The following is a 24,926-nucleotide window of genomic DNA, read 5'->3' as shown; positions in this document are numbered from 1 at the left end:
TTTGACAGATAACTTGCAAATCTTATGATGCGGGACCATCGACCAACCACGAGAGCCCATCCATGCAGAGTCACTCCGGCGACACGGTCCACCTGTCCTTCAATGAGCTGCGGGACCTGCTCGCGCGCATCTTCGAGCGTCACGGCACCTCATCGACAACGGCCGCCATCCTCGCCGAGAACTGCGCCTCGGCCCAGCGCGACGGCTCCGACAGCCATGGCGTGTTCCGCATCCCCGGTTACCTGTCGTCGCTGGCCAGCGGCTGGGTGAACGGCCAGGCCGAAGCCGAAGTGGAAGATGTGGGCCCCTCCTTCGTGCGTGTGGATGCCGGCGGCGGCTTCGCCCAGCCGGCGCTGGAAGCGGCCCGGGAATTGGTCATGGCAAAAGTGCGGGCAAGCGGCATGGCGCTGCTGGCGATCCGCAACTCCCACCACTTCGCCGCCCTCTGGCCGGACGTCGAGCCCTTCGCCCGCGAGGGCCTGGTGGCGCTCAGCTTCGTCAACAGCATGACCTGCGTGGTGCCCCACGGCGGCCACAGTGCGCTGTTCGGCACCAACCCCATCGCCTTCGCCGCACCACGCGCGGGTGGCCATCCGCTGGTGTTCGACCTGGCCACCAGCGCCATCGCCCACGGCGACGTGCAGATCGCCGCCCGCGAGGGCAGGACCCTGCCGGAAGGCTACGGTGTGGACGCCCAGGGCCAGCCGAGCCGCGACCCGAAGGCGATCCTGGACGGCGGCGCCCTGCTCTCCTTCGGCGGCTACAAGGGCTCGGCCCTGTCGATGATGGTGGAGCTGCTGGCCGCGGCGCTGACCGGCGGCAACTTCTCCTTCGAGTTCGACTGGTCCGGCCACCCCGGCGCCCAGACGCCCTGGACCGGCCAGCTCGTGATCCTCATCGACCCGGACCGTGGCGCCACGCGCCCCTTCGCCGAGCGCTGCGAAACCCTGATCAGCCGCATGCTGGAAGCCGGCCAGGAGCGCCAGCCGGGGGATCGCCGCTACCGCCAGCGCGAGCGTGCCGAACGTGAGGGCATTGCCCTGCCGGCGGCCGAGCTGGCGCGCCTGCGCGAGCTCGCCGACCGCTGAGCGGCGCGCCCCCGCGCCTTTCCAGTGCCGCGCGGCCGGGGTTAGAATCGGGCATCCCTCGCCAGCTACCCTTCGGCAGGCCGAACGAGCCCCTGCCGGGCACGCGGAGACCCCGCTACCCCGGCACCCTGCAGACGCGACCATCACCACGCCTGCACGCGCCCCGGGCTCCATACGCACATGACTCTTACAAGCGGGTCGTGCAGGACTCGCAACCGTATCAGCCGCAGGAATCCCCATGCCCGACTATCGCTCGAAAACCTCCACCCACGGCCGCAACATGGCCGGCGCCCGCGCCCTCTGGCGCGCCACCGGGATGAAGGACGAAGACTTCAAGAAGCCGATCATCGCCATCGCCAACTCCTTCACCCAGTTCGTGCCCGGCCACGTGCACCTGAAGGACCTGGGCCAGCTGGTGGCCCGCGAGATCGAGAAGCACGGCGGCGTGGCCAAGGAGTTCAACACCATCGCGGTCGACGACGGCATCGCCATGGGCCATGACGGCATGCTCTATTCCCTGCCGAGCCGCGAGATCATCGCCGACTCCGTGGAATACATGGTCAACGCCCACTGCGCCGACGCCATCGTCTGCATCTCCAACTGCGACAAGATCACCCCCGGCATGCTGATGGCCGCCCTGCGCCTGAACATCCCGGTGGTGTTCGTCTCCGGCGGCCCGATGGAAGCCGGCAAGACCAAGCTGGCCAACCACGGCCTGGACCTGGTGGACGCAATGGTGGTGGCCGCCGACGACTCCTGCTCCGACGAGAAGGTCGCCGAGTACGAGCGCAGCGCCTGCCCGACCTGCGGTTCCTGCTCCGGCATGTTCACCGCCAACTCGATGAACTGCCTGACCGAAGCCCTCGGCCTGTCCCTGCCCGGCAACGGCTCCACCCTGGCCACCCATGCCGACCGCGAGCAACTGTTCCTGCGCGCCGGCCGCCTGGCCGTCGAACTGTGCCAGCGCTACTACGGCGAAGGCGACGACAGCGTGCTGCCGCGCAACGTCGCCAGCTTCAAGGCCTTCGAGAACGCCATGACCCTGGATATCGCCATGGGCGGCTCGACCAACACCATCCTGCACCTGCTGGCCGCCGCCCAGGAGGCGGAGATCGACTTCGACCTGCGCGACATCGATCGCCTGTCACGCCGCGTGCCGCAGCTGTGCAAGGTGGCGCCGAACATCCAGAAGTACCACATGGAAGACGTGCACCGCGCCGGCGGCATCTTCAGCATCCTCGGCGAGCTGGCCCGGGGCGGCCTGCTGCATACCGACGTGCCCACGGTGCACAGCCCGAGCATGGCCGACGCCATCGCCCAGTGGGACATCACCCAGACCAGCGACGAAGCCGTCCACACCTTCTTCAAGGCGGGCCCGGCCGGCATCCCCACCCAGGTCGCCTTCAGCCAGGCGACCCGCTGGCCGACCCTGGACCTGGACCGTGCCGAGGGCTGCATCCGCAGCGTCGAGCACGCCTACTCCCAGGAGGGCGGCCTGGCCGTGCTCTACGGCAACATCGCCCTGGACGGCTGCGTGGTGAAGACCGCCGGCGTGGATGAATCCATCCATGTGTTCGAAGGCACGGCGAAGATCTTCGAGAGCCAGGACGCCGCCGTGAAGGGCATCCTCGCCGACGAAGTGAAGCCGGGCGACGTGGTGATCATCCGCTACGAAGGTCCGAAAGGCGGCCCGGGCATGCAGGAAATGCTCTACCCCACCAGCTACCTGAAGTCCAAGGGCCTGGGCAAGCAGTGCGCCCTGCTCACCGACGGCCGCTTCTCCGGCGGCACCTCGGGCCTGTCCATCGGCCACGCCTCCCCGGAAGCCGCTGCCGGCGGCGCCATCGGCCTGGTGGAAGATGGCGACAAGATCCACATCGACATCCACAATCGCAGCATCCAGCTGCTGGTCAGCGACGAGGAGCTGTCCCACCGCCGCCACGCCCAGGACAAGAAGGGCTGGAAGCCGGCCGCACCCCGCGCGCGCCGCGTGACCACCGCCCTCAAGGCCTACGCCCTGCTGGCCACCAGCGCCGACAAGGGCGCGGTGCGCAACAAGGCGATGCTGGAAGGCTGATCGACCCTGCCCCAGAAAGCCCGGCCCCGCGCCGTAATGCTGTTCATATAAGCATTTGAGCTGCAGCTGGGGCTCCCCGAAAATCCGATGCCATACCTCTGGCATCGGATTTTTTATGTCCTTTCAACAGCAGTTGCTCGACCTGGGCGAGTTGTTTCACTTCTCCGATTTGAGCACCTTCACCCAGAACATCCCGGTCGAGTGGGTGGCGTCTGCGCTGGACCTTTCTTCCCAGGCCACCATCCGGCGGCGGCGCCTGCCCAGCGATCAGGTGCTCTGGCTGGTACTCGGCATGGCCTTGTTCCGCGACGAGCCGGTCCATGAGGTGGCGCGGCGCCTGAACATCTGCGCCCAGGGCCTGGCCTCCGACCACCTGCTGGCCAGAAGTGGTGTCACCGAGGCACGCAAACGACTGGGGGCTGATCCGGTTGAATGGCTGTTTCGCCAGACTGGCCAGCAATGGGGTTGCGAGCGCTATGACGGCGATAGCTGGCAGGGTCTGCAGGTATTGGCCGTGGATGGTGCGCTCCTGCGCACCCCGGATACCCCCGAACTCCGAGAGCATTTCGGCTCCGGCAACACCTCCACCGACCGCCAGACGCCGTATCCCCTGTTGCGGCTCGTGGCGTTGATGAATGTGCGTTCGCACCTGATTCTGGATGCCCAGTTGAGCCCCTACCGGCGCAGTGAAATGCGCTTGGCCGATACGTTCATGCAGCAGATTCCCGACCACTCGGTGACACTGTTCGACAAGGGGTTCTGGAGTGCCGACTTGCTGCTGGGGCTGGCCACGCAGGGTGACAACCGGCATTGGTTGATTCCGGCGCGCAAGGCACTGGTCAGTGAAGAGGTGACGCGTTATGGCAAGGGGGATCGCTTACTGCGTATGAAGGTGTCGGCCCAGGCCCGAAAGCGCAACTCGAACCTGCCAACGCACTGGGAGGTGCGCGAAGTCAGTTGCGAGATACAGGGCAAGGTCAGAACCCTATTGACCTCTCTGCCAGCCAGCCGCTACAGCGCCAAAGCTGTCGCCAAGCTGTATCAGGAGCGCTGGGAGATCGAATTGGGCTTTCGGGATATCAAAAGCTCCCTGCAGCAGAACGCAGTCACCCTGCGCAGCAAGGTAAAGGACCTGATCTACCAGGAGGTTTGGGGAATACTGCTGGCCTATAACGTCATCCGCCGCGAGGCGAGCCAAGCCGCAGTGGCTTTTGGCCACTCCCCCTCCGACATACGTTTTAAACCGGTAGCCCAATACATCGCCGTACAGTTGATTGTGATGGCGGCGGCCAATCCGCTTTCAGCAACGGGAAGACGATTGTCGGAGTTGAGGGCGGGAATCGGAGGGCTGTTTCTGGATCACCGCCCAAGGCCCTCAAGGCCAAGGACGGTGAAGATCTCGAAGTCCCGCTATCCGGTGGACCGCAATGCTGCTCCTCTAAAGTGAACAGCATTACGGCCCCGCGCCGGGCTTTTTGCTTTTCTGTAGGGGCGAATTTATTCGCCAAGCAGGCCGCAGGTCTGCCCTGCGAGATCTCAGGGGGCAGCTGCGCCGCCCTTGGCGAATGAATTCGCCCCTACAAGAGCCAGCGCCCTCACCAAACCTGACCGCTCAGGTAGAATCGCCGCTTTTTTTGCGGTCGATCGCCATGACTTCACTGGAAAAGCCCCCCATTCCCGACGCTCGCAACGAGCTGCTCTACGGCCTGGAAGACAAGCCGCGCCCGCTGGCCGCCCTGCTCGCCGCGCTGCAGCACCTGCTCGCCATCATCGTCCCCATCGTCACGCCGGGCCTCTTGATCTGCCAGGCGCTGGGCGTGTCGGCGCGCGATACCAACCTGATCGTCTCCATGTCGCTGGTGGTCTCCGGCATCGCCACCTACGTGCAGTGCAAGCGCTTCGGGCCCTTTGGCGCCGGGCTGCTGATCGTCCAGGGCACCAGCTTCAACTTCGTCGGCCCGCTGATCGCCGGCGGCGCACTGATGGTCAAGCAGGGCACGCCGGTGGAAGCGGTGATGGCCGCCATCTTCGGCGTGGTGATGGCCGGCGCCTTCGTCGAGATGGGCATCTCCCGCGTGCTGCCCTTCGTCAAGCGGCTGATCAATCCGCTGGTGACCGGTATCGTGGTGCTGATGATCGGCCTGACCCTGATCAAGGTGGGCCTGATCAGCATGGGCGGCGGCTTCGGCGCCATGGCCGACGGCAGCTTCGCCAACGGCGAGAACCTGCTGCTGTCCGGCACCGTGCTGGGGGTGATCCTGCTGCTCAACCGCATCCCGCTGGTGTGGATGCGCAGCTGCGCCATCGTCATCGCCCTGCTGGTGGGCTACGCCCTGGCCGCCTGGCTCGGCCGCCTGGACTTCAGCGGCCTGCACGATGCGCCGCTGGTACAGGTGCCGGCGCCGCTGCACTTCGGAGTGGGCTTCTCCTGGTCGCTGTTCGTGCCGATGCTGGTGATCTACCTGGTGACCTCGCTGGAAGCCATCGGCGACGTCACCGCCACCAGCAAGGTGTCGCGCCAGCCGGTGGAAGGCCCGCTGTGGATGCAGCGGATCAAGGGGGGCGTGCTGGTGAACGGAGCCAACTCGCTGCTGGCGGGCATCTTCAACACCTTCCCCAGCTCGGTGTTCGCACAGAACAACGGCGTAATCCAGCTCACCGGCATCGCCAGCCGCCACATCGGCCTGTGGATCGCCCTGATGCTGGTGCTGCTGGGCCTGTTCCCGGCGGTGGCCGGCGTGCTCCAGGCGATTCCCGAGCCGGTGCTGGGTGGCGCCGCCATGGTGATGTTCGGCGCCGTGGCCGCCTCCGGCATCAATATCCTCGCCGGCACCACCCTGGACCGCCGCGCCCTGCTGATCATCGCGGTGTCCCTGGCCCTGGGCCTGGGTGTGTCCCAGGTGCCGGAGTTCCTCGCCCACATGCCGGCGGCCCTGCGCAATATCCTCGAATCCGGCGTCGCCACCGGCGGCCTCTGCGCCCTGCTGCTGAACTGGTTCCTGCCGGAAACCCCGCAGTCCCGCTAAGTGGCAGAATGGGCCCTGTCTCCCGGCAGGGCCCCGTCCATGTCCATCCTTCGCATCGGCCTGATCTCCGACACCCACGGCCTCCTCCGCCCCCAGGCCCTCGCTGCGCTGCAAGGCTGCGACCATATCCTGCATGCCGGCGACATCGGCAAACCCGGGATACTCGACGCCCTGCGCCAACTGGCGCCGCTCAGCGTCGTACGTGGCAACAACGACCGCGAGGATTGGGCCGATGCCGTCCCGGAAGTGGAAGAACTCCGCCTGGGCGGGGTCGGCATCTACCTGGTGCATGACCAGGCGGATATTCCCGCCGATCTCGCCGAGCGCGGCTTCGCCGTGGTGGTCACCGGCCACTCCCACAAACCATTGATCACCCAACGCGCCGGGCTGCTGCACGTCAATCCGGGCAGCGCCGGGCCACGGCGCTTCAGCCTGCCGGTGTCGGTGGCACTGCTGAGGATCGGTGGACGCCGGATCGAAGCAGAGCTGATCACCCTGGCTATTGACCATTGAACCCTCTACTCCGACCATCCCCATTTTTCGTTCCGGGCATCCCCAAATGAGCACACCTTCCCCGGCCATCACGGCCCTGCCCGCTGCCGGTCGCGCCGTACTGTACTCACTGGCAACGACGGCGTCCGGCAGGGGCAAGAACAGCCTGCTCAAGCGACTGCAGGCCCAGCAGGTCACCATGCCGGACGGCAGGGCCGCCAGTAACGAGAACCTCTCCGCCCTGCTCGACCTCCTGGAGCACGCCGGCTGGATCACGCGGACGATCACCACCAAGGGACACAGCAACCGGTTGGTGGAAGGGCAACGCTATGCCGTCCTGCTCCATCTGCATCAGTGGCCCGACGCCAGGTCCTGGCTCCAGGCAGCGCGCAAGCACCTCCAACCGGCCAATTCCTGGCAAGGGATTCCCCTGGACGCCGCCCAGGAGCTCGTCTGGCTGGAGTTGCTGGAAGGCGGGCTCCCCGGGGTCACCCATTCGCTCCAGACGCTGAATCGTTACATGTCGCTCGAGCGCCTCCACGCCATTCACCCCATGCATCAGTTGTCGAACGATGCACAGGGACTGGAGCTGTTCTGCCGTCTCGGCGATGAAATACGGTTGCTGCTGCTCGAGGACTACCTGGACCTGTGCAACCAGTACCTGACGCCCTGCCGCGCAGCCTACGAACTGGGGCTGGAGCACGCTCGCCGCATACCTCCGGAGGAGGAAGGCGAGCTGCATTTCCAGCTTATCCTCCAGGCATTCTGGCGCGGCGACTGGCACAGCCTGGAAAGCCTGTGCCGGAACGGCTACAGCCAGTTCCACGATACGTTCGCCAGCTTGCTGAAGGGCGATACCGCACGCACCCTGGAGCTCGTCCAGGACTGGATGAGCGACCTGCGCAAGCAGACCGGCAAACGCAAGATCAACCTGCCGCCTATCCTCAATGCGCTATACGGCCTGGCCCTGATCGGCGGCTACCAGCCCGCGCATCGCACCGCACTCAAGCAAGTGCTGTCGACAGGCCTCAAGGCCGGCTACGGTTCCGCCTACCCCGTTCTGGAACGCTACTTCGAACGGCTCCAGGGCCTTGCGCCCCAGCAGCGGAGCCTGCACCTTCCAACCCGGCTCAACGGACTCGACGGCCTGATGCTGGCACTCGGGCTGTACTGGCAGGACGCGGAACCCTCGCGAACCAAGGAATGGCGGAACGCCCTCGAGGACTATCGCCGGACGCTGGAGGACGCCCATCTCGCCTGGCTCGCGGCGGAATTCGACGCGCTGCTGGCGGCGCAGTTCGGCGAGCCGCGCCGCCTCGCGCATGTCCACCGGGAAGCCGGACTGCGCCCGCTGCTGGAGCTCCAGCAGCGGCAGGAATCCTGGCAGCAGGCGCTTCAGGCGCTGGCCAGGCTCAAGCCGGCCAACGCCAGCGCCGCGTCGCCCAACACCAGGACTTCGCGCCTGGCGTGGTTCATCGAGTCCTCCACCTACCGACGCAGGGTCGAACCACGGGAGCAGAAGCTCGGCGCCAGGGGACAGTGGAGCAAGGGAAAGGCAGTGGCGCTGCGCCGCCTGGTGGAAGAGGGCCAGGCAATGGAGTTCCTCACGGAACAGGACCGCCTGGTCATCGGCAGGATCCAGATCGTCCAGAACTTCTACGGCTCACCCACTTACGAATTGCCGGCCGACGCGGCCTTGCCGGACCTGGCGGGGCATCCCTCGTTGTACTGGATGGACGCACCGGACGTGCGCCTGGAGCTCGTGGCGGGTCAACCCCGGCTGCAGTTGCGGGCAGAGGGCGAGCAGGTTCAGCTGCAGCTCCACCCCGATGGACTGGGCGCGGGACAAATGCTGGTCATCCACAAGGAGACGCCGACACGGATGTGCCTCTACCCCTGCACCCCGGACATCAGGCAGATCGCCGCCATCGTCGGCAATGGCCTGAGCGTGCCGCTCTCGGCCAAGGCGCAACTGGTCGAAGCCATGGCCTCGGTCGCCCCGCTGCTGGCAATCCACTCGGAAATTCCGGATCTGGCCGGCGAACTCGACACCATCCCGGCGGACGAACGGCTCTACGTCCACCTGCTGCCTCTGCAGACCGGCCTGCGCCTGCAGCTACTGGTCCGCCCTCTGCGCAGCGGCAGCTGGTTCCGCCCGGGCCAGGGCAGCCGCAGCCTGGTGGGGGAGCAGGAAGGCAAGGCGGTGCAGGTCCTGCGGGATCTCGAAAACGAGAGAAAGCGCTTCGAGGACGTGCTGGAAAAGTGCCCCGGCCTGTCCCTGGCCGAGAGCGACGGCACCGAATGGCAATTGCAGCAGCCCCAGGACGCCCTGCAAGCCCTCGGCGAACTGAAGGCCCTGGAGGGCGAAGCGCTGCAGTGCGTCTGGCCGGAAGGCGAACACATGCGCATCAGGGGCCGCTTCGCCCTGGGCCAGTTGCGCCTGGGCCTGAAGCAGCGGGGCGACTGGTTCGTCCTGCAAGGCGGCATCGACCTGGACGACGGCAAGGTCCTGCAGCTGCGCCAATTGCTGGAGTTGCTCAAGGCCTCTCCGGGGCGCTTCATCAACCTGGGCGACCGCGACTGGCTGGCCCTGGACGACCGCCTGCGCAGGCAGCTGGAAGAGCTCGGCGGCCTGGCCGAACGCATCACCGACCGAGGCCTGCAACTCAGCACCCTCAGTGCGCCACTGCTGGAGACGCTGGCCGGCGAGGCCGGCGCCTTCGAGGCAGACAGCCACTGGCGGGCCCACCTCGAGCGCCTCGCCGCGATGCGCAACCACCAGCCACAGCTGCCGCGAACGCTGCAGGCCCAGTTGCGCGACTACCAGCTGGAGGGCTTCTGCTGGCTGTCCCGGCTGGCGCACTGGGGCGTCGGCGCCTGCCTGGCCGACGACATGGGCCTGGGCAAGACGGTGCAGATCCTGGCGCTGCTGCTGGAACGGTCGGCCCAGGGGCCCCAGCTGGTGGTCGCCCCCACCTCGGTGACCCTCAACTGGCGCGCCGAATGCGCCCGCTTCGCCCCCGGCCTGAGAACGCACCTCTACCACGAAGCGCGCAGCCTGGAAGACCTGGGCCCCATGGACCTGCTGATCGTCAGCTACGGCCTGCTGCAGCAGGACAGCGAAGCCTTCGCCGCCCGCCGCTGGACCAGTGTCGTGCTCGATGAAGCGCAGGCCATCAAGAATGCCCAGACCAAACGCTCCCAGGCGGCGATGGCCTTGCAAGCGGACTTCCGCATGGTGGCCACCGGCACTCCGCTGGAGAACCACCTGGGCGAACTGTGGAACCTGTTCCGCTTCATCAACCCCGGCCTGCTCGGCAGCCAGGAAAGCTTCACCGCCCGCTTCGCCACGCCCATCGAACAGGGCGATGCAGCGGCACGCCGCGCCCTGCGCAAACTGATCCAGCCATTCATCCTGCGCCGCCTGAAGAGCCAGGTGCTGGACGAGCTGCCGGCACGCACCGAGATCACCTACCGGGTATCGCTCTCCAGCGAAGAGGCGCATCTGTACGAGGCTCTGCGCCAACAAGCGCTGGACACCATCGAACAGGTCGCGACGGACGGAGCCCGTCCCCTCCAGGTGCTGGCCGAGATCACCCGTTTGCGCCGCTTCTGCTGCCACCCTTCGCTATCGGTGCCCGGCAGCCCGCTGGCCGGAAGCAAGCTGCAAGCCTTCGCCGAGATCGTCGAAGAACTGCGGGAAAGCGGCCACCGGGCCCTGGTCTTCAGCCAGTTCGTCGACCACCTGCAGATCGTGCGCGCCTGGCTGGAGCGCGAGGGGATCGAACACCAGTATCTGGACGGCTCGACAGCCACCAAGGAGCGCCAGAGGCGCGTCGAGGCCTTCCAGGCCGGAAGCGGCGATCTGTTCCTGATCAGCCTCAAGGCGGGAGGCAGCGGGCTCAACCTGACCGCCGCCGACTATGTGATCCACCTCGACCCCTGGTGGAACCCGGCGGTGGAGGACCAGGCCAGCGACCGCGCCCACCGCATTGGCCAGCAACGGCCGGTCACCATCTATCGGCTGGTGACCGAAAACACCATCGAGGAACAGATCGTTGCCCTGCACCGGAAGAAACGCGATCTGGCCGACAGCCTGCTGGAGGGAGGGGAGATGAGCGCCCGACTGGATGCCGACGCCCTGTTGCGCCTGCTGCGCGGAGAGGAGGACTGAGGCGGTAACGACCGCCTCGGAATCGTAGCCGGATGAAATCCGGGAGCGGCGCCTGGCTTTCCCCGGATTCCATCCGGGCTACTTACTGCTGAGACTATTGCGCGGCGAATCGGACTGAAGCAGCGTCAGCGCCGCTCCCACACCTCGAAGGCATAGGCGGGTGTGTCCGTCGTCGCCTCGTGCTCGATGCTGAAGGCCAGCCGCCAATCCTGCTGCGACACTTCAGGGAAATAGGCATCGCCTTCCGGGGCGAGCTCCACGCGAGTCAGGTAGAGGCGATCAGCCAGTGCCAGGCCTTCGGCGTAGAGCTGGGCGCCGCCGATCAGCATCAGCTCCTCGGCCTCCTCTTCGCGGGCCCAGGCTTCGGCGCGTTCGATGGCCGCTTCCAGGCTGGGGAAGACTTCCGCCCCCTCCAGCACCAGGTCGCTCTGGCGGCTGACCACCAGATTGAGCCGGCCGGGCAGCGGGCGGCCGAGGGAATCCCAGGTCTTGCGGCCCATGATGATCGGCTTGCCGAGGGTCATGGCCTTGAAGTGCTTGAGGTCCGCCGGCAGGTGCCAGGGCAGTTGGTTGTCGCGGCCGATCACGCGGTTCTGCGCGAGGGCGGCGATAAGGCAGAGGGGCAGGGTCTTGTTCATGGCGGCGAGGATACCGGCTGGCACGGTCCAGAGAAAGCCAACGGACGTTGGGCGCCCGAGGCCTGTCCGGCCGAGTCCCGGGTGGACTTCGCGACCTCGCTCCCCCTGTACCTCGGCACCATTCGTCGCCAATCCCGTTCCTGATCATAAGGTCAGCTACCTGTTTCCCACAGATCAGAGAAGTTGTTTCGCATTACCCAGGAGATTGGCGAAAAAGCCCGCTTTAAAAATTGTATACAAACCACTAGTCAACGGTTGCATTAATTGTCTACAGTTGCCGCCACAATAACAAAAGCGAGTGCTCACCATGACAGTCCCATCCGCAAGTCCGTCTCCGGTGCAACGCCCCGAAGACGAAAACCTCGGCATTGGAGCCAACCTCGCCTATGGTCTGCAGCATGTGCTGACCATGTATGGCGGCATTGTCGCGGTACCCCTGATCATCGGCCAGGCGGCAGGGCTATCGCCCGCCGACATCGGCCTGCTGATCGCAGCCTCACTGTTCGCCGGTGGCCTGGCCACCCTGCTGCAAACCATCGGCCTGCCGTTCTTCGGCTGCCAGTTGCCGCTGGTCCAGGGCGTCTCCTTCGCCGGCGTGGCGACCATGATCGCCATCATCGGCAGCAACGGCGCAGGCGGAATCCCCGCGGTGCTGGGGGCGGTGATCGCCGCCTCGTTGATCGGCCTGCTGATCACCCCGGTGTTCTCGCGCATCACCAAGTTCTTCCCGCCCCTGGTGACCGGCATCGTCATCACCACCATCGGCCTGACCCTGATGCCCGTGGCCGCTCGCTGGGCCATGGGTGGCAACAGCCAGTCGCCGGAGTTCGGCAGCATGGCCAACGTCTGCCTGGCCGCCTTCACCCTCGGCACCGTCCTGCTGCTGAGCAAGCTGGGCAGCGCCGCCATCTCGCGCCTGTCGATCCTGCTCGCCATGGTGATCGGCACCGTGGTGGCGGTGTTCTTCGGCATGGCGGACTTCTCCAAGGTGCTCGAAGGCCCGCTGGTGGCCATGCCCACCCCGCTGCACTTCGGCATGCCGGAATTCCATATCGCGGCGATCCTGTCGATGCTGATCGTGATCATCGTGACCTTGGTGGAAACCTCGGCCGACATCCTCGCGGTGGGCGAAATCATCGGCACCAAGGTCGACTCCAAGCGCCTCGGCAACGGCCTGCGCGCGGACATGATCTCCAGCTCCCTGGCACCGCTGTTCGGCTCCTTCACCCAGAGCGCCTTCGCCCAGAACGTCGGCCTGGTGGCCGTGACCGGGGTGAAGAGCCGCTATGTGGTGGCCACCGCCGGCCTGATCCTGGTGACCCTCGGCCTGCTGCCGGTCATGGGCCGCCTGATCGCCGCCGTTCCCACCTCGGTGCTGGGCGGTGCTGGCGTGGTGCTGTTCGGCACCGTGGCCGCCTCGGGCATCCGCACCCTGGCCCAGGTGGACTACCGCAACAACATGAACCTGATCATCGTCGCCACCTCCATCGGCTTCGGCATGATCCCGATCGCCGCGCCGACCTTCTACCACCACTTCCCGGCCTGGTTCGAAACCATCTTCCACTCCGGCATCAGCTCGGCGGCGATCATGGCCATCGTGCTGAACCTGGTCTTCAACCACCTGAAGGCCGGCAACTCGGACCAGCAGTCGGTATTCGTCGCCGCCAGCGAACGCACCCTGCGCTACCAGGACATCGCCGCCCTGCACGAGGGCGACTATTTCCGCGACGGCAAGCTCTACGATTGCGAAGGCAACGAAGTGAAGATCACCGGCCACGACGACCACCATGGCGCGCCGCCGGCACCGCCCCGCAGCAAGGTGGCGGCGGGCTCCACCACGGGCTGAATCGGCAAGGCCGGCGCAATGCGCCGGCCTTCTTCTGTCGATGGGGCCCGCCACAGCGGTTATTCTCTGGGCTCACCCTTGGCCAAGAGGCCCTTCGTGAGCGAACCCAACACCCTGTCCACCTCCCTCTCCCGCCTCGACCGGCTCTGGCTGACCGAAGCCATCCGCCTGCGCGAGGAACACGCCGGCCCCCTCGAAGACGCGGAAGCCAATCGTCGCGCCAACGCCGCCGGGGGCGACCTGGCACAACGCATCCAGGCCCGCGCGCTCTGGCTCGCCCAACGCGACGGCCAGTCGCAGGCCCTGCCGCACTGGCGCCAAGGCGCGCGGCTGGCCGGCCTGCTGCTGGCGATCCTGGCACTGGCCGGCGGCGCCGGCCTGGCAGTCGCCGCCCTGGGCGACGGCCAGCGCCCGGTCAACCTGTTCTGGGCCCTGGGCAGCCTGCTCGGGCTGCACCTCCTGATGCTGCTGGGCTGGGCCCTGACGTTCGGCTTGGGCAGCAGCGCCAGCCTGCTCGGCCGTCTCTGGCTCTGGGCGAGCGGCAAGCTGGCGCGCGATGCCCAGGCCGCACACCTGGCGCCCGCCCTGCTCCTGCTGCTGCAACGCCAGGGCCTGACCCGCTGGGGCCTCGGCGCCCTGGTCCACGGCCTCTGGTCGCTGACCCTGGGAGCGGCCCTGGTGATACTCCTGCTGCTGCTCGCGACAAGGCGCTACGGCTTCGTCTGGGAAACCACCATTCTCGGCAGCGACACCTTCGTCTTCCTCACCCAGGCCCTCGGCGCCCTGCCGTCCCTGCTGGGCTTCAGCCTGCCGGACGCGCAGACCATCCGCGCCAGCAGCAGTGCGCTGGCCGAGGAAGGCGCGCGCCAGGCCTGGTCCGGCTGGCTGTTGGGGGTCACCTTCACCTACGGCCTGCTGCCACGCCTGCTGCTCGGCCTGTTCTGCCTCTGGCGCTGGTTGCAGGGCCGCGCACGCCTTGGCCTGGATCTCGGCCTCCCCGGCTACAGCCTGCTGCGCGATCGCCTGCAGCCGGCCAGCGAGCGCCTCGGCGTCTGCGATGCCGCGCCCAGCGAACTGGCCGCACCCCGCGCCGGCAACCTGAATGGCGACAGCCGGGGAGCCCTGCTGGTGGCCATAGAACTGGACGACCGCCGTCCCTGGCCACCCGTCCTGCCCAAGGGCGTGGGCGACGCCGGCGTGCTGGACAGCCGCGAGCAGCGCCAACGCCTGCTGGACCAGCTCAGCCGCTTTCCGCCGGAGCGACTGGCGGTGGCCTGCGACCCACGACGCTCACCGGACCGCGGCACCCTGGCACTGATCGGCGAACTCTCCCGCAGTGCCGCGGCGACCCGAATCTGGCTGCTGCCCGCGCCTCCCGGCGAAGCCCTGGACGCGCAGCGCCTCGAGGACTGGCAGCAGGCCCTGGAGCGCCTGGCGCTGCCCCACGCCCAGGGCGCGCCGATGAACTGGCTGGAGACCGGCCATGACTAAGCCGCTGAAGCTGGCCGTGGTCGGCCATACCAACGTGGGCAAGACCTCGCTGCTGCGTACCCTGCTGCGGGACCGCGATTTCGGCGAGGTGTCCCACCGCCCCAGCACCACCCGCCACGTGGAAGGTGCGCGGCTCTCGGTGGACGGCCAGCCACTGCTAGAGCTCTACGACACCCCCGGACTGGAAGATGCCATCGCCCTGCTCGACCACCTGGAACGCCTGGAGCGCCCTGGCGAACGCCTGGATGGCCCGGCCCGGCTCGCCCGCTTCCTCGACGGCAGCGAAGCGCGCCAGCGCTTCGAACAGGAAGCCAAGGTGCTGCGCCAGTTGCTGGCTTCCGATGCCGGGCTCTATGTGATCGACGCCCGGGAACCCGTACTGGCCAAGTACCGCGACGAGCTGGCGGTGCTCGCCATGTGCGGGCGGCCGCTGCTGCCGGTACTGAACTTCGTCGCCAGCGAGGGCCACCGCGAAGCGGAATGGCGCGAAGCCCTGGCCCGCCTCGGCCTGCACGCGCTGGTTCGCTTCGACAGCGTGGCGCCGCCGCTGGATGGCGAGCAGCGCCTCTATGACAGCCTGGCCCTGCTGCTGGAACGGGCGCGCCCGCAGCTGCAGCGACTGGTGGAAGACCATCAGGCGCAGCGCCGCCTGCGCCTGGAAGCCGGCAGCCGCTTGATCGCCGAACTGCTGCTGGACGTGGCCGCCTGCCGTCGCAGCGTGCCGGCCCAGGAGGCGGCGCTGCAGGCCGCCACCGAGGCCCTGCGCCAGCAGGTGCGCCAGCGCGAGCAGCGCTGCGTGGAAGCCCTGCTGCGGCTCTACGCCTTCGGCCGGGACGCCGCCGCCGCCAGTGACTTGCCGCTGCTGGGCGGCCGCTGGGGCGATGACCTGTTCAACCCGGAAACCCTCAAGCAACTGGGTGTGCGCCTGGGCGGCGGCATGGCGGCGGGCGCGGCGGCCGGCGCCGGCGTCGACCTGCTGGTGGGCGGCCTCACCCTCGGCGCCGCCGCGGCCCTTGGCGCCATCGCCGGCGGCGCCTGGCAGACCTTCGGCCACTACGGCGAACGCTTGCTGGGCAAGATCAAGGGACAGCGCGAGCTGACCGTGGACGATGCCATCCTGCGCCTGCTCGCCCTGCGCCAGCGCCAGCTGCTGGCGGCCCTGGACGCCCGTGGCCACGCCGCCTTCGAGGCGATCCGCGTGGGCACGCCGGAAGAGCAGCAGTGGCGCGAAGGCAAGCTGCCGGCGGTGCTGGGCAAGGCGCGCGCCCATCCGGAATGGTCGTCGCTGAACCCTGGTGCCGAGCTGGAGCAGGCGGAACGCCAGGGCTGGGTAGCCAGCCTGGCGAAAGGACTGGAACCCTAGAGGCCGCCCGCTTCGATCAGGATACGGTCGGCGCGACACTCGCTGCGGTCGCTCGGCCGGCGGCTGGCGAACCGGCCGTCGACCACGCCCACCAGGCTGTCGGCCGCTTTCAGCTCGCGGGGCAGCGAAACGCGGATTTCCTGCAGGTACTGGCCGCTGCAGATGAGCAGGAAGTTGTTCTGCGCCTCCGTGCTGCCGAACTCGTCCTCCACCTTCTGGTAGAAGGCGCGCCTGGAGATGGCGCCGCCGATATTGGCGACCACATACCGCCCCGCCTTCGACTCGTCCAGCTGGCGCACCAGGTCGGCGGCACGGCGGAAGTAGGCGTCGTCGTCCATCTGCGTCTGGCAGATGCCGTGCTTGTCCCACTGGTAGCGGCCGAAGCTGGTGCCATAACGGAAGTTCGGCATCCAGGGCCGCACATAGGCCAGGGTGTCGGCGCGGAGGTCCAGCCCCGGGCCGTCGCAATGGCCGTAGTTCTTGCCGCAGGACTGGCGGTTGGGCCAGAGGCCGTGCAGGGTCAGGTGGGAGATCTGCAGCTCGCCCGATTCCAGGCCCTCGCATTCGGGCTTGCTGCCCTTGTAGGCGGCGTGTTCGCAGAAGCCCGGCTGCCAGGTGGCGGCCAGCACGTAACCGTCGTGCTGGTCCGGCAGGCTGCAGATATCGCCGCCAGCGGCCGGCGGCGCGGCCTTGCCGGTATTGAAGCCCAGACCCTCCACCGCGCCGCAGTCGGCGGAGACCCAGCGCAGCGGTGTGGCTCCGCCCGGAACACGGATGCGCAGCCAGTCGTAGTCGCGCCTGTTCACTTCCACCACTTCGTAGCGCTGGCCCGGTTTCACTTCGAGCCCGTCCGGGTTGCTCTGCTTGCGGATGGACTGGAAGGCCTCGCAGCGCTGGCTGGCGACGAAGCTGCCTTGAGCGGGCTCGGCCCAGGCGGCGAAGGGGGACGCGAAACCGACAAGCCCCGTGAGCAGGGCCGCGAACGGGGCTTTCATGGACACTCCTGGCGGGGAACGGCCGGGGCGGGGCGCCCCGGCACGCGGGGTCAGACGGCGACCGGCGCCTTGATATGCGGATGGGACTGGTAGCCCACCAGCTCGAAGTCCTCGAAGGTGAAGGCGAACAGGTCCTTCACCTCGGGGTTGAGCTTCATGGTCGGCAGCGGCAGCGGCTCGCGGGTCAGTTGCAGGTCGGTCTGCTCGATGTGGTTGGCGTAGAGGTGGCAGTCGCCGCCGGTCCAGATGAACTCGCCCGGCTCAAGATCGCACACCTGCGCCACCATCAGGGTCAGCAGGGCATAGCTGGCGATGTTGAAGGGCACGCCGAGCCCTCTCTTCACCCCTACTTTTCGCACATTACGCCTAGCTACACAGCCTTCCAAGCGATTAGCTATATGTTCATTATTCATAATGCACATAACGGATGCAAGCTTTTTTTTCAAGAGCCGGAGCCTGCCGGCGCTGCCGCCCCCAGCGGCCCCGGACTCTACAACCGCATCGCCTGGCCCAGCGTCCGTGACCTTGCGGTTGACGCTCCCTTATTCCTCGACCGGAAGATTGAGCTTCTCAAGCACCAGATCGAACTGACCCCAGAGCTCCTCGGCCTGAGACTCCTTGAATCGGAACATCTCTGTCACTGAGCCGACCATGTAGTTAGGGGGGAAATACTCCTTCAAATTGTCCCCATCCCTGAAGCAATGGATGACCCGATGGAACAGCTCTGGTTCCAGAGGGATTGCCGCGTTGGGGTTGTGAAACATGAAGATCCCGTCATGCCAAGCTTCGTGATATCTGGGGTCTTCCACGACAGCTTTGAAAGGCTGTATTACGCCTTGCGCGTCCGTACGAAGGCCAGAGACCTTGGCCATGGAGGTTTTGCTCCGAATCCCTGCGAGCCGCCCCATACGATTGAATTTCGGTATCGTTGCACCTGTAACCAACATGACTGCCGAAACGTGCCTGTTTCCTGCCTGAGCAAAGAAGTTCGAAGAAATAGTCCTTCCGTTGTGCTCATGCCGCTCAATAGGCACCATCTTGCCGTCGACCAGTTCCAGGCCATAGAGTAGTTTTTGCAAGGCGCCTTGGGATGCGGCCATCGACAGCCCCATCGAATAATCGTGGACAGCGATGACGAAAGGATGCCCTTTGGTATGGGGCAACTCCCAATACGGCACCTTCAACGGCTCTGGTTTATGACGAACCTTTTTGGCTAGCGTTCGCTGAAATTTGAAAGGCATTTCATTTTCAACGTGCTCGAGCACAGCGGCGATTGCTCCTTCATCAAGCCGCTTTTCAACTCTCTCCTCTTCACCTTCTAGTTCTGCCACAGTTGCGGCCTCTACCGCGACAACCATGCCGCCCTTGGAGAGCAAGTAATCCGGCTGAGGATGCGAGTGATCAATCAGAAAATCCAGTTCATAAAATGCAGCCTGCAAATATAGTTCAAACAGGCGCGAATTGAACTCATTGCCTTGTAGACCGCGAATGAATATCCCATCAGGATCTTCAAACCAATGCGCCAACTCCTCCATAGTGACCCTGGCCGGATAATAAGTCGGATCATTGAGTAGCATCTTAAGATAGCGATTTCGCTTATGCTCAGGAACTTTGGCCGCAAAGATAGAAAAGGGGCTTTCTTCTTCATCGCCCTGCGCTATTAATCCATTCACAGCCGAATCTACGATTTTTTGAATATGTTCGGACGCTTTCTGAATCGCCTCATCAATTGAGGGCAAAGATGACTGCACATTAACGGGCCGAAATCGCTTATTGAGATCTCTCGCCAAAACAATGGCATTGTAGTCCTTGTCGATGTGACAGAACAATATCACTGCCAGCAGTGTTATATCTTCAGACTCAAAAGAGTACCATTTTGTTTCCGTTGTAAATTGCTTTACATAAGGCGAGCGCCCGTAAAAATAGGTTTCAAATTTTCGCCGACTAATAGACTTAAACATTTACAAGGAACTCCAAGAAACAGTGCGAACCATCCGGAAACGGACTCAAATCCCAACAGCGAGCGAACGCATGAAAGCACCGACATCACTCCCGATATATTCGAAGCCAGCCCTATTTTTGAAGCTCTCGTTTTCCAGATATGTAGCACACCTCATCGATATAGGAATTTGATGACCCTCGCCATCAAGCGAAAAATAAGTTTCTGCCTGATAGATAACACCCATCACATCATCATCCATCTTGCAGTCTTGGCTTCGACCATCAAACATACTATGGAAGGAGAATTCAAGAATTGCGCAACTAATATTCTGAAGCGCCCCTCTAAAATTTTTGTCATCCTCCGCAAGCTTCAGCAAGGCCTCTTCTTGGCCGAACCCTAGCTTACGGTAACCCTCATAAAACAAAGGAATAGTATTTCTTGCGATCTCTCTGAAGCCCTGATGATCAAAAACATTTGTCAACTCGAAGGCAATAAGACCATTCTTAACACTATCATCCCGGGCTATTCTCGTAACTATTTGTTTATTTGCAGTCCTAAAATTTCTGCGAAAGGATTTAACAGAATGAACCTTCTTGCACTCAATCGCGGTCTCCTTATTGAAGATCACGTCAGTTTCGGTGCCATCAATTTTGGAGCCAATATCTATCGTGCGAAAGGATGTTAACTTGTGCAGTCGCGCCGCAAAGTCAAATTCGAAAAATGCATCCTCTGATTCATCGCTATAAAACGGTGCAATCTCAGAGCCCTTGAGCATTTTCTTTAGATCATTAACACTTAGATTAACCTCTGAATCTTCAATTATCCCTCGTACTCTTTTGAATCTATTGGCTTCAATTAGGTACCTGCAATAGTCAGAGCCATCCATCCCCCGCTCTTTTATTATCGAATGAATTCTCTGTAGCTTAGTGCTTGCTATATCTTTTACACCAAGACCAGCAAAGTACTCTAGAAGCGCTTCGTAACTAGACAGAAGCTCATCTATTTCAGATCCACTGACGACGTCATTGCTTTTTTTGTCCACCAAAAACTCTCCTTGTCGTTATGCATTGATCTAATGGGATGCCTGAGAAGACCCCGTCCTGCGAAGACACTGCCTTGTAGCAGATGTAATTAATGCAGGGGCTGAGGTCTGGATTCTCCAGACCAGCGCTAGTTGGGATGTTACTGGTTCAGAAGCCTGTGGGAACTGTCATTCCTAGAGGGGCAATGATGTGGGCCCCGATGGCCTCCCTGGGGACATGGAATGCGCGCCCCGGTTCGAGCTGGATGACCATCCAGATCAGCTGCATCCTGGTAGGCCTCTCGCTGCTCACTGCCTACCCCAGTAACGCAACGACATTATCCCGGGAAGCCAGACGCTCATTGAACTGAGCGGACACCTGGCCCCTCTCAACCGGCTGACTCTTGAGGCCCAATTAGACCTGCTTATCTTGCTGTTTCCGCTCTTTCTTCTCCCTGTCCCGATCTATTCGGAAAGCAGTCACCCGCTGGGCTGTTTTCAACAGATCCTCAAGATTGTTCAGCGATAGATCGGGAGAGATCAGTGGACATCCCTGCACGTCGTTGACGGTGAAGCCAACCTCGCACGGTGAGGCCTGATGTTCGAGCCAGAGTATCCTGTCGTCGTCCTCCTCGACTGGAATTCCCTGTGCACTAAAGCGATACCAGTATGTCGCAAGGTCGTCGCCATCAGCCGTCAACTCCTTCCGGCGGAGCCTAGAGACACGTCGACAGTCGGGCACGCATAGTTCTGCAAGCTCCTCAGCCAAATGCCCGAGAATGGGCTCGATGACCAGATTCAATACAGAATCCGGTACAGGGCCACTCTCCCGTTCTGCAATGAAGGTTTTTAGAAACCAGGCAATACCTGCCGCTGAGGTGTGTCTCAGCGCGTTGAGGAGAACGTAGGTCAACGATTTGAAGATCGGGGCTTGGTTAGCACCGGCCCTATGCATACGCAAAAACAGGTAATAAACGTTCAACAATGCAAGCTGAAGCGTATCCACAGCTGCTTCCGGCGTTGCGGCAGCACCCCAAGGGCGCCTCTCAAGGGTTCTGTTCGCGCATTCGTTTGCAATCAGGGCGAACCTTTCGAGAGGGCCCAAGTCGAGCGAGTCGCGATTCGCCCATAGATCTTCAAGCAACCTGATCGGAGCGTATTCCAGTCGACTCCAGAATCTCGAACTCAAGGCTTGAAGGCGTCCCGAAAGGCTCAGTGAGTCGCTAAAAAGTCGAAGGACAACGCTGGGCTGGCGGGAGATCAGCTGTTCGAGTTTTGATTTGTCCCACAGCTGAACTTGCGGCCGAGGGTGAGTGCGATTCCAAGCCTTGACCCAGTCCACGGTCGGGTTTGAAAAGGTGGTGTTGGTGGCGATAACAATAGTGTCAACGTGGCTGTAGGCCAAAGCGTTGACCGCAGCATCCTTCACCGCCTCTCGCTCAACTGTGCCTTTCCTGCCTTTGCATTCGAACCAGAACGTCTTGGGCGTCAGGTCACCGTCCTCCGACGGCACAAGAATCTTCGCCTCCAGGTCTCGCCCACCATCAGAAGCCCCGCCTCCTGTACCACCTACCCGCCACTCAATGTCCTGGGCGCCCATCGCGTCCAGCAGCCAGTAAACGCATTCCTCAAGGTCTTTGGCCTTGAGTTCTTCGAATGGAATGGAGGCGGGAATGAGCCAGTCCACGTCATCCTTGGTAGTCATGGTCATGTTGCTCTGAGGGTAGCTGGTAAGTTCAATTTCCTGAACAGCAGACGATGCACCAAAGCTCGGCCTCCCGCCAGTTCCCCTCCGCTCAGGACGCTGAGAATCGATGCGCCATGTCATTCCGATCATCCGGACTGGCGCGATCCATTCCGGATGGGCCAAACCATGCCAGGAACAGTGAGCGAGCGAGTAGGTCGGCCAGGGTGGGATGGCCGCAAGGACACTGCTGCGCCTCCTCAAGCTCACTCAAACTCCCAATCTGGCAGACCTTGGGGTTACGAATTCATCAGGTTCTTCACCGAGTTGGAATCCGATCACGTACAGCACGGTCACAGGTATCGCGCGCTGCCCGTCAGCGTCCGACTTCCAGCTGAAGTTGAGTTTTCTCGTCGCGTACCGAAGACCTACCCCCTGTTCTGAAAGCAGACTGATATGGGATTGGAGCTCATCGTAGACCTCAAGCTTACTGGTCTCGGAGTACACATCAGCGCAGTCGCGGAATTCCCGCAGATAATCCGCAAGCTGTGCGAAGGTCTCCACTGCTTCGCGGTTCATTTCGAAGGCCGGTTCGATCAAGTCGGCCGCACTTTCCTCGGCTAGCTTTGCCAACTGCCTCCCCGTCGTCACAGGGTGGGCCTTCAGCGTAACGAAGTCCTTCTCGAACTTCTCCTTCACGGCCTTAAGCTCATCGTCCGAGAGGATGGGATAGGGCTTGTTGAATAGGTCGATGTCTTCGAAATCGAAAGCGTTTGCCAGTGCGCGGAGGGTGTCAGGGCTTGCCCCAGAGCCAGCTTCTACACGTTGAACTGTCCGGGGCGTCACCTTGGCGATGCTGGCCAAGGTTTCTTGCGACCACTTCCGCATCTCGCGGTAGTGCTTCACAAGCAGCCCGAGTTCGGCCTTCGTTAGCAGACGTGGTTCGGGGATCTCGGTCGTATTCATTTTTCTCTCACTCAGTGTGGTGGGTGAGGCCGAGTATGGAGTGAGGCTTCCTCGGGTAACACGACAGTCGCACGACAGTGAGCCGACAGCTAGGCTTGACTCCCGCTAAAGAGGTTTGGCTCATCCAGGCAATGGGGGGCCACGCTTTTAAGGGCTCCCTGTATACCTAGTTTTTTCTATAGTCCGAGTTCACTCGGAGACAGTTCTGGCTCTTGATAATCGTACGCAAATTCAAGCGCAAGCTCATAAATCTCATCCAGCGCGGCGTGCCATTCATCGATAGTGATCTTGCATCGGCCGTTCTTGTAAAAGAACTCGGAACACATGTCCTCATCAAGCTTTGTCCTCATTTCGTCGGCAAACTCCTCGGGAGATTCGTCGTCGCTAATCCATCCCCCAAAATCTTGTTCTGCGCGGGTGATGATAGACTCGACTAAGGAGGACATGGATTATCTCTTTTGGTTTGTTGTTATAGTTCTTATTTTAACACTGCGATTGATTGCCTGGTAGTTTCCAACTCGGCGAAACTTAGTTATACATCCGACTTTATTGGAGTCGAGCCGGCGTGAGGTGTACAGAAGACTGTAGGTTCTTCAGGAAATACTGAAGGGAGGGCCTCCCCTCGTATTTCTTGAATGACACGATGACGTACCGGCTGTTCAACGTCGTCAGTACCCAGAACGGCCCTTCCTTCCTGGCATACCTCACGTCAGATGTTCTGATGAGATGCCCATCCGCGAAACGGCCAAACACGTCGGCGCGAACATGCCCATAAACAAAACCAAGACCGCTCGCAGAAACGATCCGGACGTGAGTCAGGTATCCGGTGACGGGCTCGACGAAGGCGTGCGACATCGCCTCTTTGAGCCGCCTCCTAACTTTCCCTGACATTGGCCTCACGAGCCGGCCTGCATACACCGTGTCCATCCTTTCTCCGTTGGCCGGCGTGGCTAGTAATCCCGGTGTGTTCGCTTGGATCCGTATGGACTCAGTGCGGCGTGGCCATGGCAGGCACCACAGTCGGACGCACATAGAGCACCCTCCAGTCGCGTAGCTGCTCGAGTTTCAGCGTATCGTCCGGCAGGTCGTAGTAGGCATGGCCATCGACTGTCGTGTAGATGTGCGCGACTTCATGGCCAGGAGTTTTTGCTAGCTCCAGTTTCGCCAAAGGCTCCATCAGCCAACGCCCTTTTTTGTTCAGCCGCTCCGGAGTGACTACTTGCACATCGACCACTTGGACAGGGCCTTCTGGCTGGTTTAGCAAGTCAACGAACAGCGACACGTCGCCTGGCATAACCGTGTGCGTCGAGGTTTGACCGTCGGCGAAGCAGCACAGCGTCAAATGGAACCACGGCGTTAGCTCATTTCGTTCAACCATTCTCCAGTACGTACGGTCTTCGCTGAAGAACCGCATAAAGCCCAGCTCGTGGCTGTGGTGAGTCGTGAACATCAGAAATCCTCGCCGGCCCTGAACCAGCATTTAATTGGCAACAATTGACAGATACCTCAGGTATGCGGCACACCTGGCGGGACACAAGGTAATGCTACGGCAATAGGATATGTCCCGTCAAAGCTGGCTTGATGCTTTCTTTTTGGATTCAAAGAGATGCGCTACGAGCAGGTTTTGGGCGAGGTGATTCGGGACGTGAGGCTGCAAGCCGGTCTTACCCATGATGCTTGTGCAGAAGTCATCAGTGAGATGCATCTGCGTCAGGTTGAGAAGGGGCTAGCTACTATCAAGATCGATACGCTGATGGCGCTCTGCGGCGTGCTTGGGGTCACACCCAGCCAGTTGCTCTTGGTCGTGGAAGCGCGCCTTGCCAATCAAGATGTTGAAGAGCACCTGGCTTCGAGCACAGCGCAATTCCGTTCTCTCATCGATGCTGGGCGCTTTGAACGTGTTGCTCTGGAAGATGCCGCCCGAGGTATCAGAGGCCGGAAAGCGGATGAGACACGCGATGAGACGCGGCGCTTGCAAGCCGATGGCCTCACGAAGCCGGAGATCGCACGTCGTTTGGGTGTAACAGTTCGAACTATTCGTCGCTATTGGACGAAGCCCGCACGCGATACAGGCATGGACGACGAGTAAGACGAACGCGTTCTGACAGTCGCTGATGGGAAAT

At 63.0% G+C, this 24,926-nt stretch carries 19 protein-coding genes and 1 pseudogene; 10 read left to right on the top strand and 10 right to left on the bottom strand.

What is annotated here, in order from left to right:
- The first annotated feature begins 62 nt into the window (after positions 1–62).
- The 6 genes from ACFPU0_RS04925 (at position 63) to ACFPU0_RS04900 (ending at position 10,857) form a co-directional block, all read left to right on the top strand.
- Positions 63–1,088: an Ldh family oxidoreductase gene (locus tag ACFPU0_RS04925; protein ID WP_377691666.1), complete on the top strand. Its 1,026-nt coding sequence runs from the start codon at positions 63–65 to the stop codon at positions 1,086–1,088.
- 238 nt (positions 1,089–1,326) lie between these two features.
- Positions 1,327–3,165, top strand: a complete 1,839-nt coding sequence (gene ilvD / locus ACFPU0_RS04920; RefSeq protein WP_377691665.1) for a dihydroxy-acid dehydratase — start codon at positions 1,327–1,329, stop codon at positions 3,163–3,165.
- A 115-nt stretch (positions 3,166–3,280) separates the two neighbouring features.
- On the top strand, positions 3,281–4,612 hold the full coding sequence (locus ACFPU0_RS04915) for an IS4 family transposase (protein ID WP_377691664.1): 1,332 nt from the start codon (positions 3,281–3,283) through the stop codon (positions 4,610–4,612).
- Between the two features lie 202 nt (positions 4,613–4,814).
- Positions 4,815–6,191, top strand: coding sequence for a nucleobase:cation symporter-2 family protein (locus tag ACFPU0_RS04910; protein ID WP_377691663.1), 1,377 nt, complete (start codon positions 4,815–4,817; stop codon positions 6,189–6,191).
- A gap of 39 nt (positions 6,192–6,230) precedes the next feature.
- Complete coding sequence (locus tag ACFPU0_RS04905) at positions 6,231–6,704, top strand: metallophosphoesterase family protein (protein ID WP_377691662.1); 474 nt, start codon at positions 6,231–6,233, stop codon at positions 6,702–6,704.
- A gap of 46 nt (positions 6,705–6,750) precedes the next feature.
- On the top strand, positions 6,751–10,857 hold the full coding sequence (locus tag ACFPU0_RS04900) for a DEAD/DEAH box helicase (RefSeq protein WP_377691661.1): 4,107 nt from the start codon (positions 6,751–6,753) through the stop codon (positions 10,855–10,857).
- A gap of 125 nt (positions 10,858–10,982) precedes the next feature.
- On the opposite strand, the gene ACFPU0_RS04895 is transcribed toward ACFPU0_RS04900, so the two are convergent.
- Positions 10,983–11,495 (bottom strand): dihydrofolate reductase, encoded by a 513-nt coding sequence (locus tag ACFPU0_RS04895; protein ID WP_377691660.1) that lies wholly within the window; start codon positions 11,493–11,495, stop codon positions 10,983–10,985.
- Positions 11,496–11,802: 307 nt separating this feature from the next.
- Here ACFPU0_RS04895 and ACFPU0_RS04890 point away from each other — a divergent pair, with 307 nt between their 5' ends.
- From ACFPU0_RS04890 to ACFPU0_RS04880, 3 genes are all read left to right on the top strand, one after another.
- Positions 11,803–13,341: a nucleobase:cation symporter-2 family protein gene (locus ACFPU0_RS04890; protein WP_377691659.1), complete on the top strand. Its 1,539-nt coding sequence runs from the start codon at positions 11,803–11,805 to the stop codon at positions 13,339–13,341.
- 96 nt (positions 13,342–13,437) lie between these two features.
- On the top strand, positions 13,438–14,832 hold the full coding sequence (locus ACFPU0_RS04885; RefSeq protein WP_377691658.1) for a DUF2868 domain-containing protein: 1,395 nt from the start codon (positions 13,438–13,440) through the stop codon (positions 14,830–14,832).
- Positions 14,825–16,195 carry a GTPase/DUF3482 domain-containing protein gene (locus tag ACFPU0_RS04880; protein WP_377691657.1) on the top strand — a complete coding sequence of 457 codons (1,371 nt, stop codon included), beginning with the start codon at positions 14,825–14,827 and terminating at the stop codon, positions 16,193–16,195. The genes ACFPU0_RS04885 and ACFPU0_RS04880 overlap by 8 nt, the downstream gene beginning before the upstream one ends.
- Here ACFPU0_RS04880 and ACFPU0_RS04875 read toward each other — a convergent pair.
- The 9 genes and pseudogenes from ACFPU0_RS04875 to ACFPU0_RS04835 all read right to left on the bottom strand — a co-directional run bounded on the left by ACFPU0_RS04875 (position 16,192) and on the right by ACFPU0_RS04835 (position 24,253).
- Complete coding sequence (locus ACFPU0_RS04875) at positions 16,192–17,190, bottom strand: ribonuclease T2 family protein (protein WP_377691656.1); 999 nt, start codon at positions 17,188–17,190, stop codon at positions 16,192–16,194. The two genes, ACFPU0_RS04880 and ACFPU0_RS04875, sit on opposite strands and share 4 nt — an antisense overlap.
- Positions 17,191–17,240: 50 nt before the next feature.
- Positions 17,241–17,522, bottom strand: a pseudogene (gene thyA / locus ACFPU0_RS04870) (thymidylate synthase); the annotation flags it as partial.
- A 210-nt stretch (positions 17,523–17,732) separates the two neighbouring features.
- A complete protein-coding gene (locus tag ACFPU0_RS04865; RefSeq protein ID WP_377691655.1) occupies positions 17,733–19,151 on the bottom strand; it encodes a hypothetical protein in 1,419 nt (472 codons plus the stop codon).
- A gap of 45 nt (positions 19,152–19,196) precedes the next feature.
- Complete coding sequence (locus ACFPU0_RS04860; RefSeq protein WP_377691654.1) at positions 19,197–20,174, bottom strand: hypothetical protein; 978 nt, start codon at positions 20,172–20,174, stop codon at positions 19,197–19,199.
- A 394-nt stretch (positions 20,175–20,568) separates the two neighbouring features.
- A complete protein-coding gene (locus ACFPU0_RS04855; protein ID WP_377691653.1) occupies positions 20,569–21,981 on the bottom strand; it encodes a restriction endonuclease in 1,413 nt (470 codons plus the stop codon).
- A gap of 126 nt (positions 21,982–22,107) precedes the next feature.
- Positions 22,108–22,803 (bottom strand): helix-turn-helix domain-containing protein, encoded by a 696-nt coding sequence (locus ACFPU0_RS04850; RefSeq protein WP_377691652.1) that lies wholly within the window; start codon positions 22,801–22,803, stop codon positions 22,108–22,110.
- Between the two features lie 176 nt (positions 22,804–22,979).
- Positions 22,980–23,249: a hypothetical protein gene (locus tag ACFPU0_RS04845; protein ID WP_377691651.1), complete on the bottom strand. Its 270-nt coding sequence runs from the start codon at positions 23,247–23,249 to the stop codon at positions 22,980–22,982.
- Between the two features lie 100 nt (positions 23,250–23,349).
- On the bottom strand, positions 23,350–23,730 hold the full coding sequence (locus tag ACFPU0_RS04840) for a hypothetical protein (protein ID WP_377691650.1): 381 nt from the start codon (positions 23,728–23,730) through the stop codon (positions 23,350–23,352).
- A 61-nt stretch (positions 23,731–23,791) separates the two neighbouring features.
- Complete coding sequence (locus ACFPU0_RS04835) at positions 23,792–24,253, bottom strand: hypothetical protein (RefSeq protein WP_377691649.1); 462 nt, start codon at positions 24,251–24,253, stop codon at positions 23,792–23,794.
- A gap of 156 nt (positions 24,254–24,409) precedes the next feature.
- Between ACFPU0_RS04835 and ACFPU0_RS04830 the strand changes: the two genes are divergently transcribed.
- Positions 24,410–24,892, top strand: coding sequence for a helix-turn-helix domain-containing protein (locus tag ACFPU0_RS04830; RefSeq protein ID WP_377691648.1), 483 nt, complete (start codon positions 24,410–24,412; stop codon positions 24,890–24,892).
- Positions 24,893–24,926: the final 34 nt, after the last annotated feature.

The organism is Pseudomonas sp. GCM10022186 (assembly GCF_042656385.1).
Taxonomy (GTDB): Bacteria; Pseudomonadota; Gammaproteobacteria; order Pseudomonadales; family Pseudomonadaceae; genus Metapseudomonas.
The sequence above is the reverse complement of the archived record's forward strand: the minus strand, read 5'-3'. Positions and strand labels throughout refer to the sequence as shown.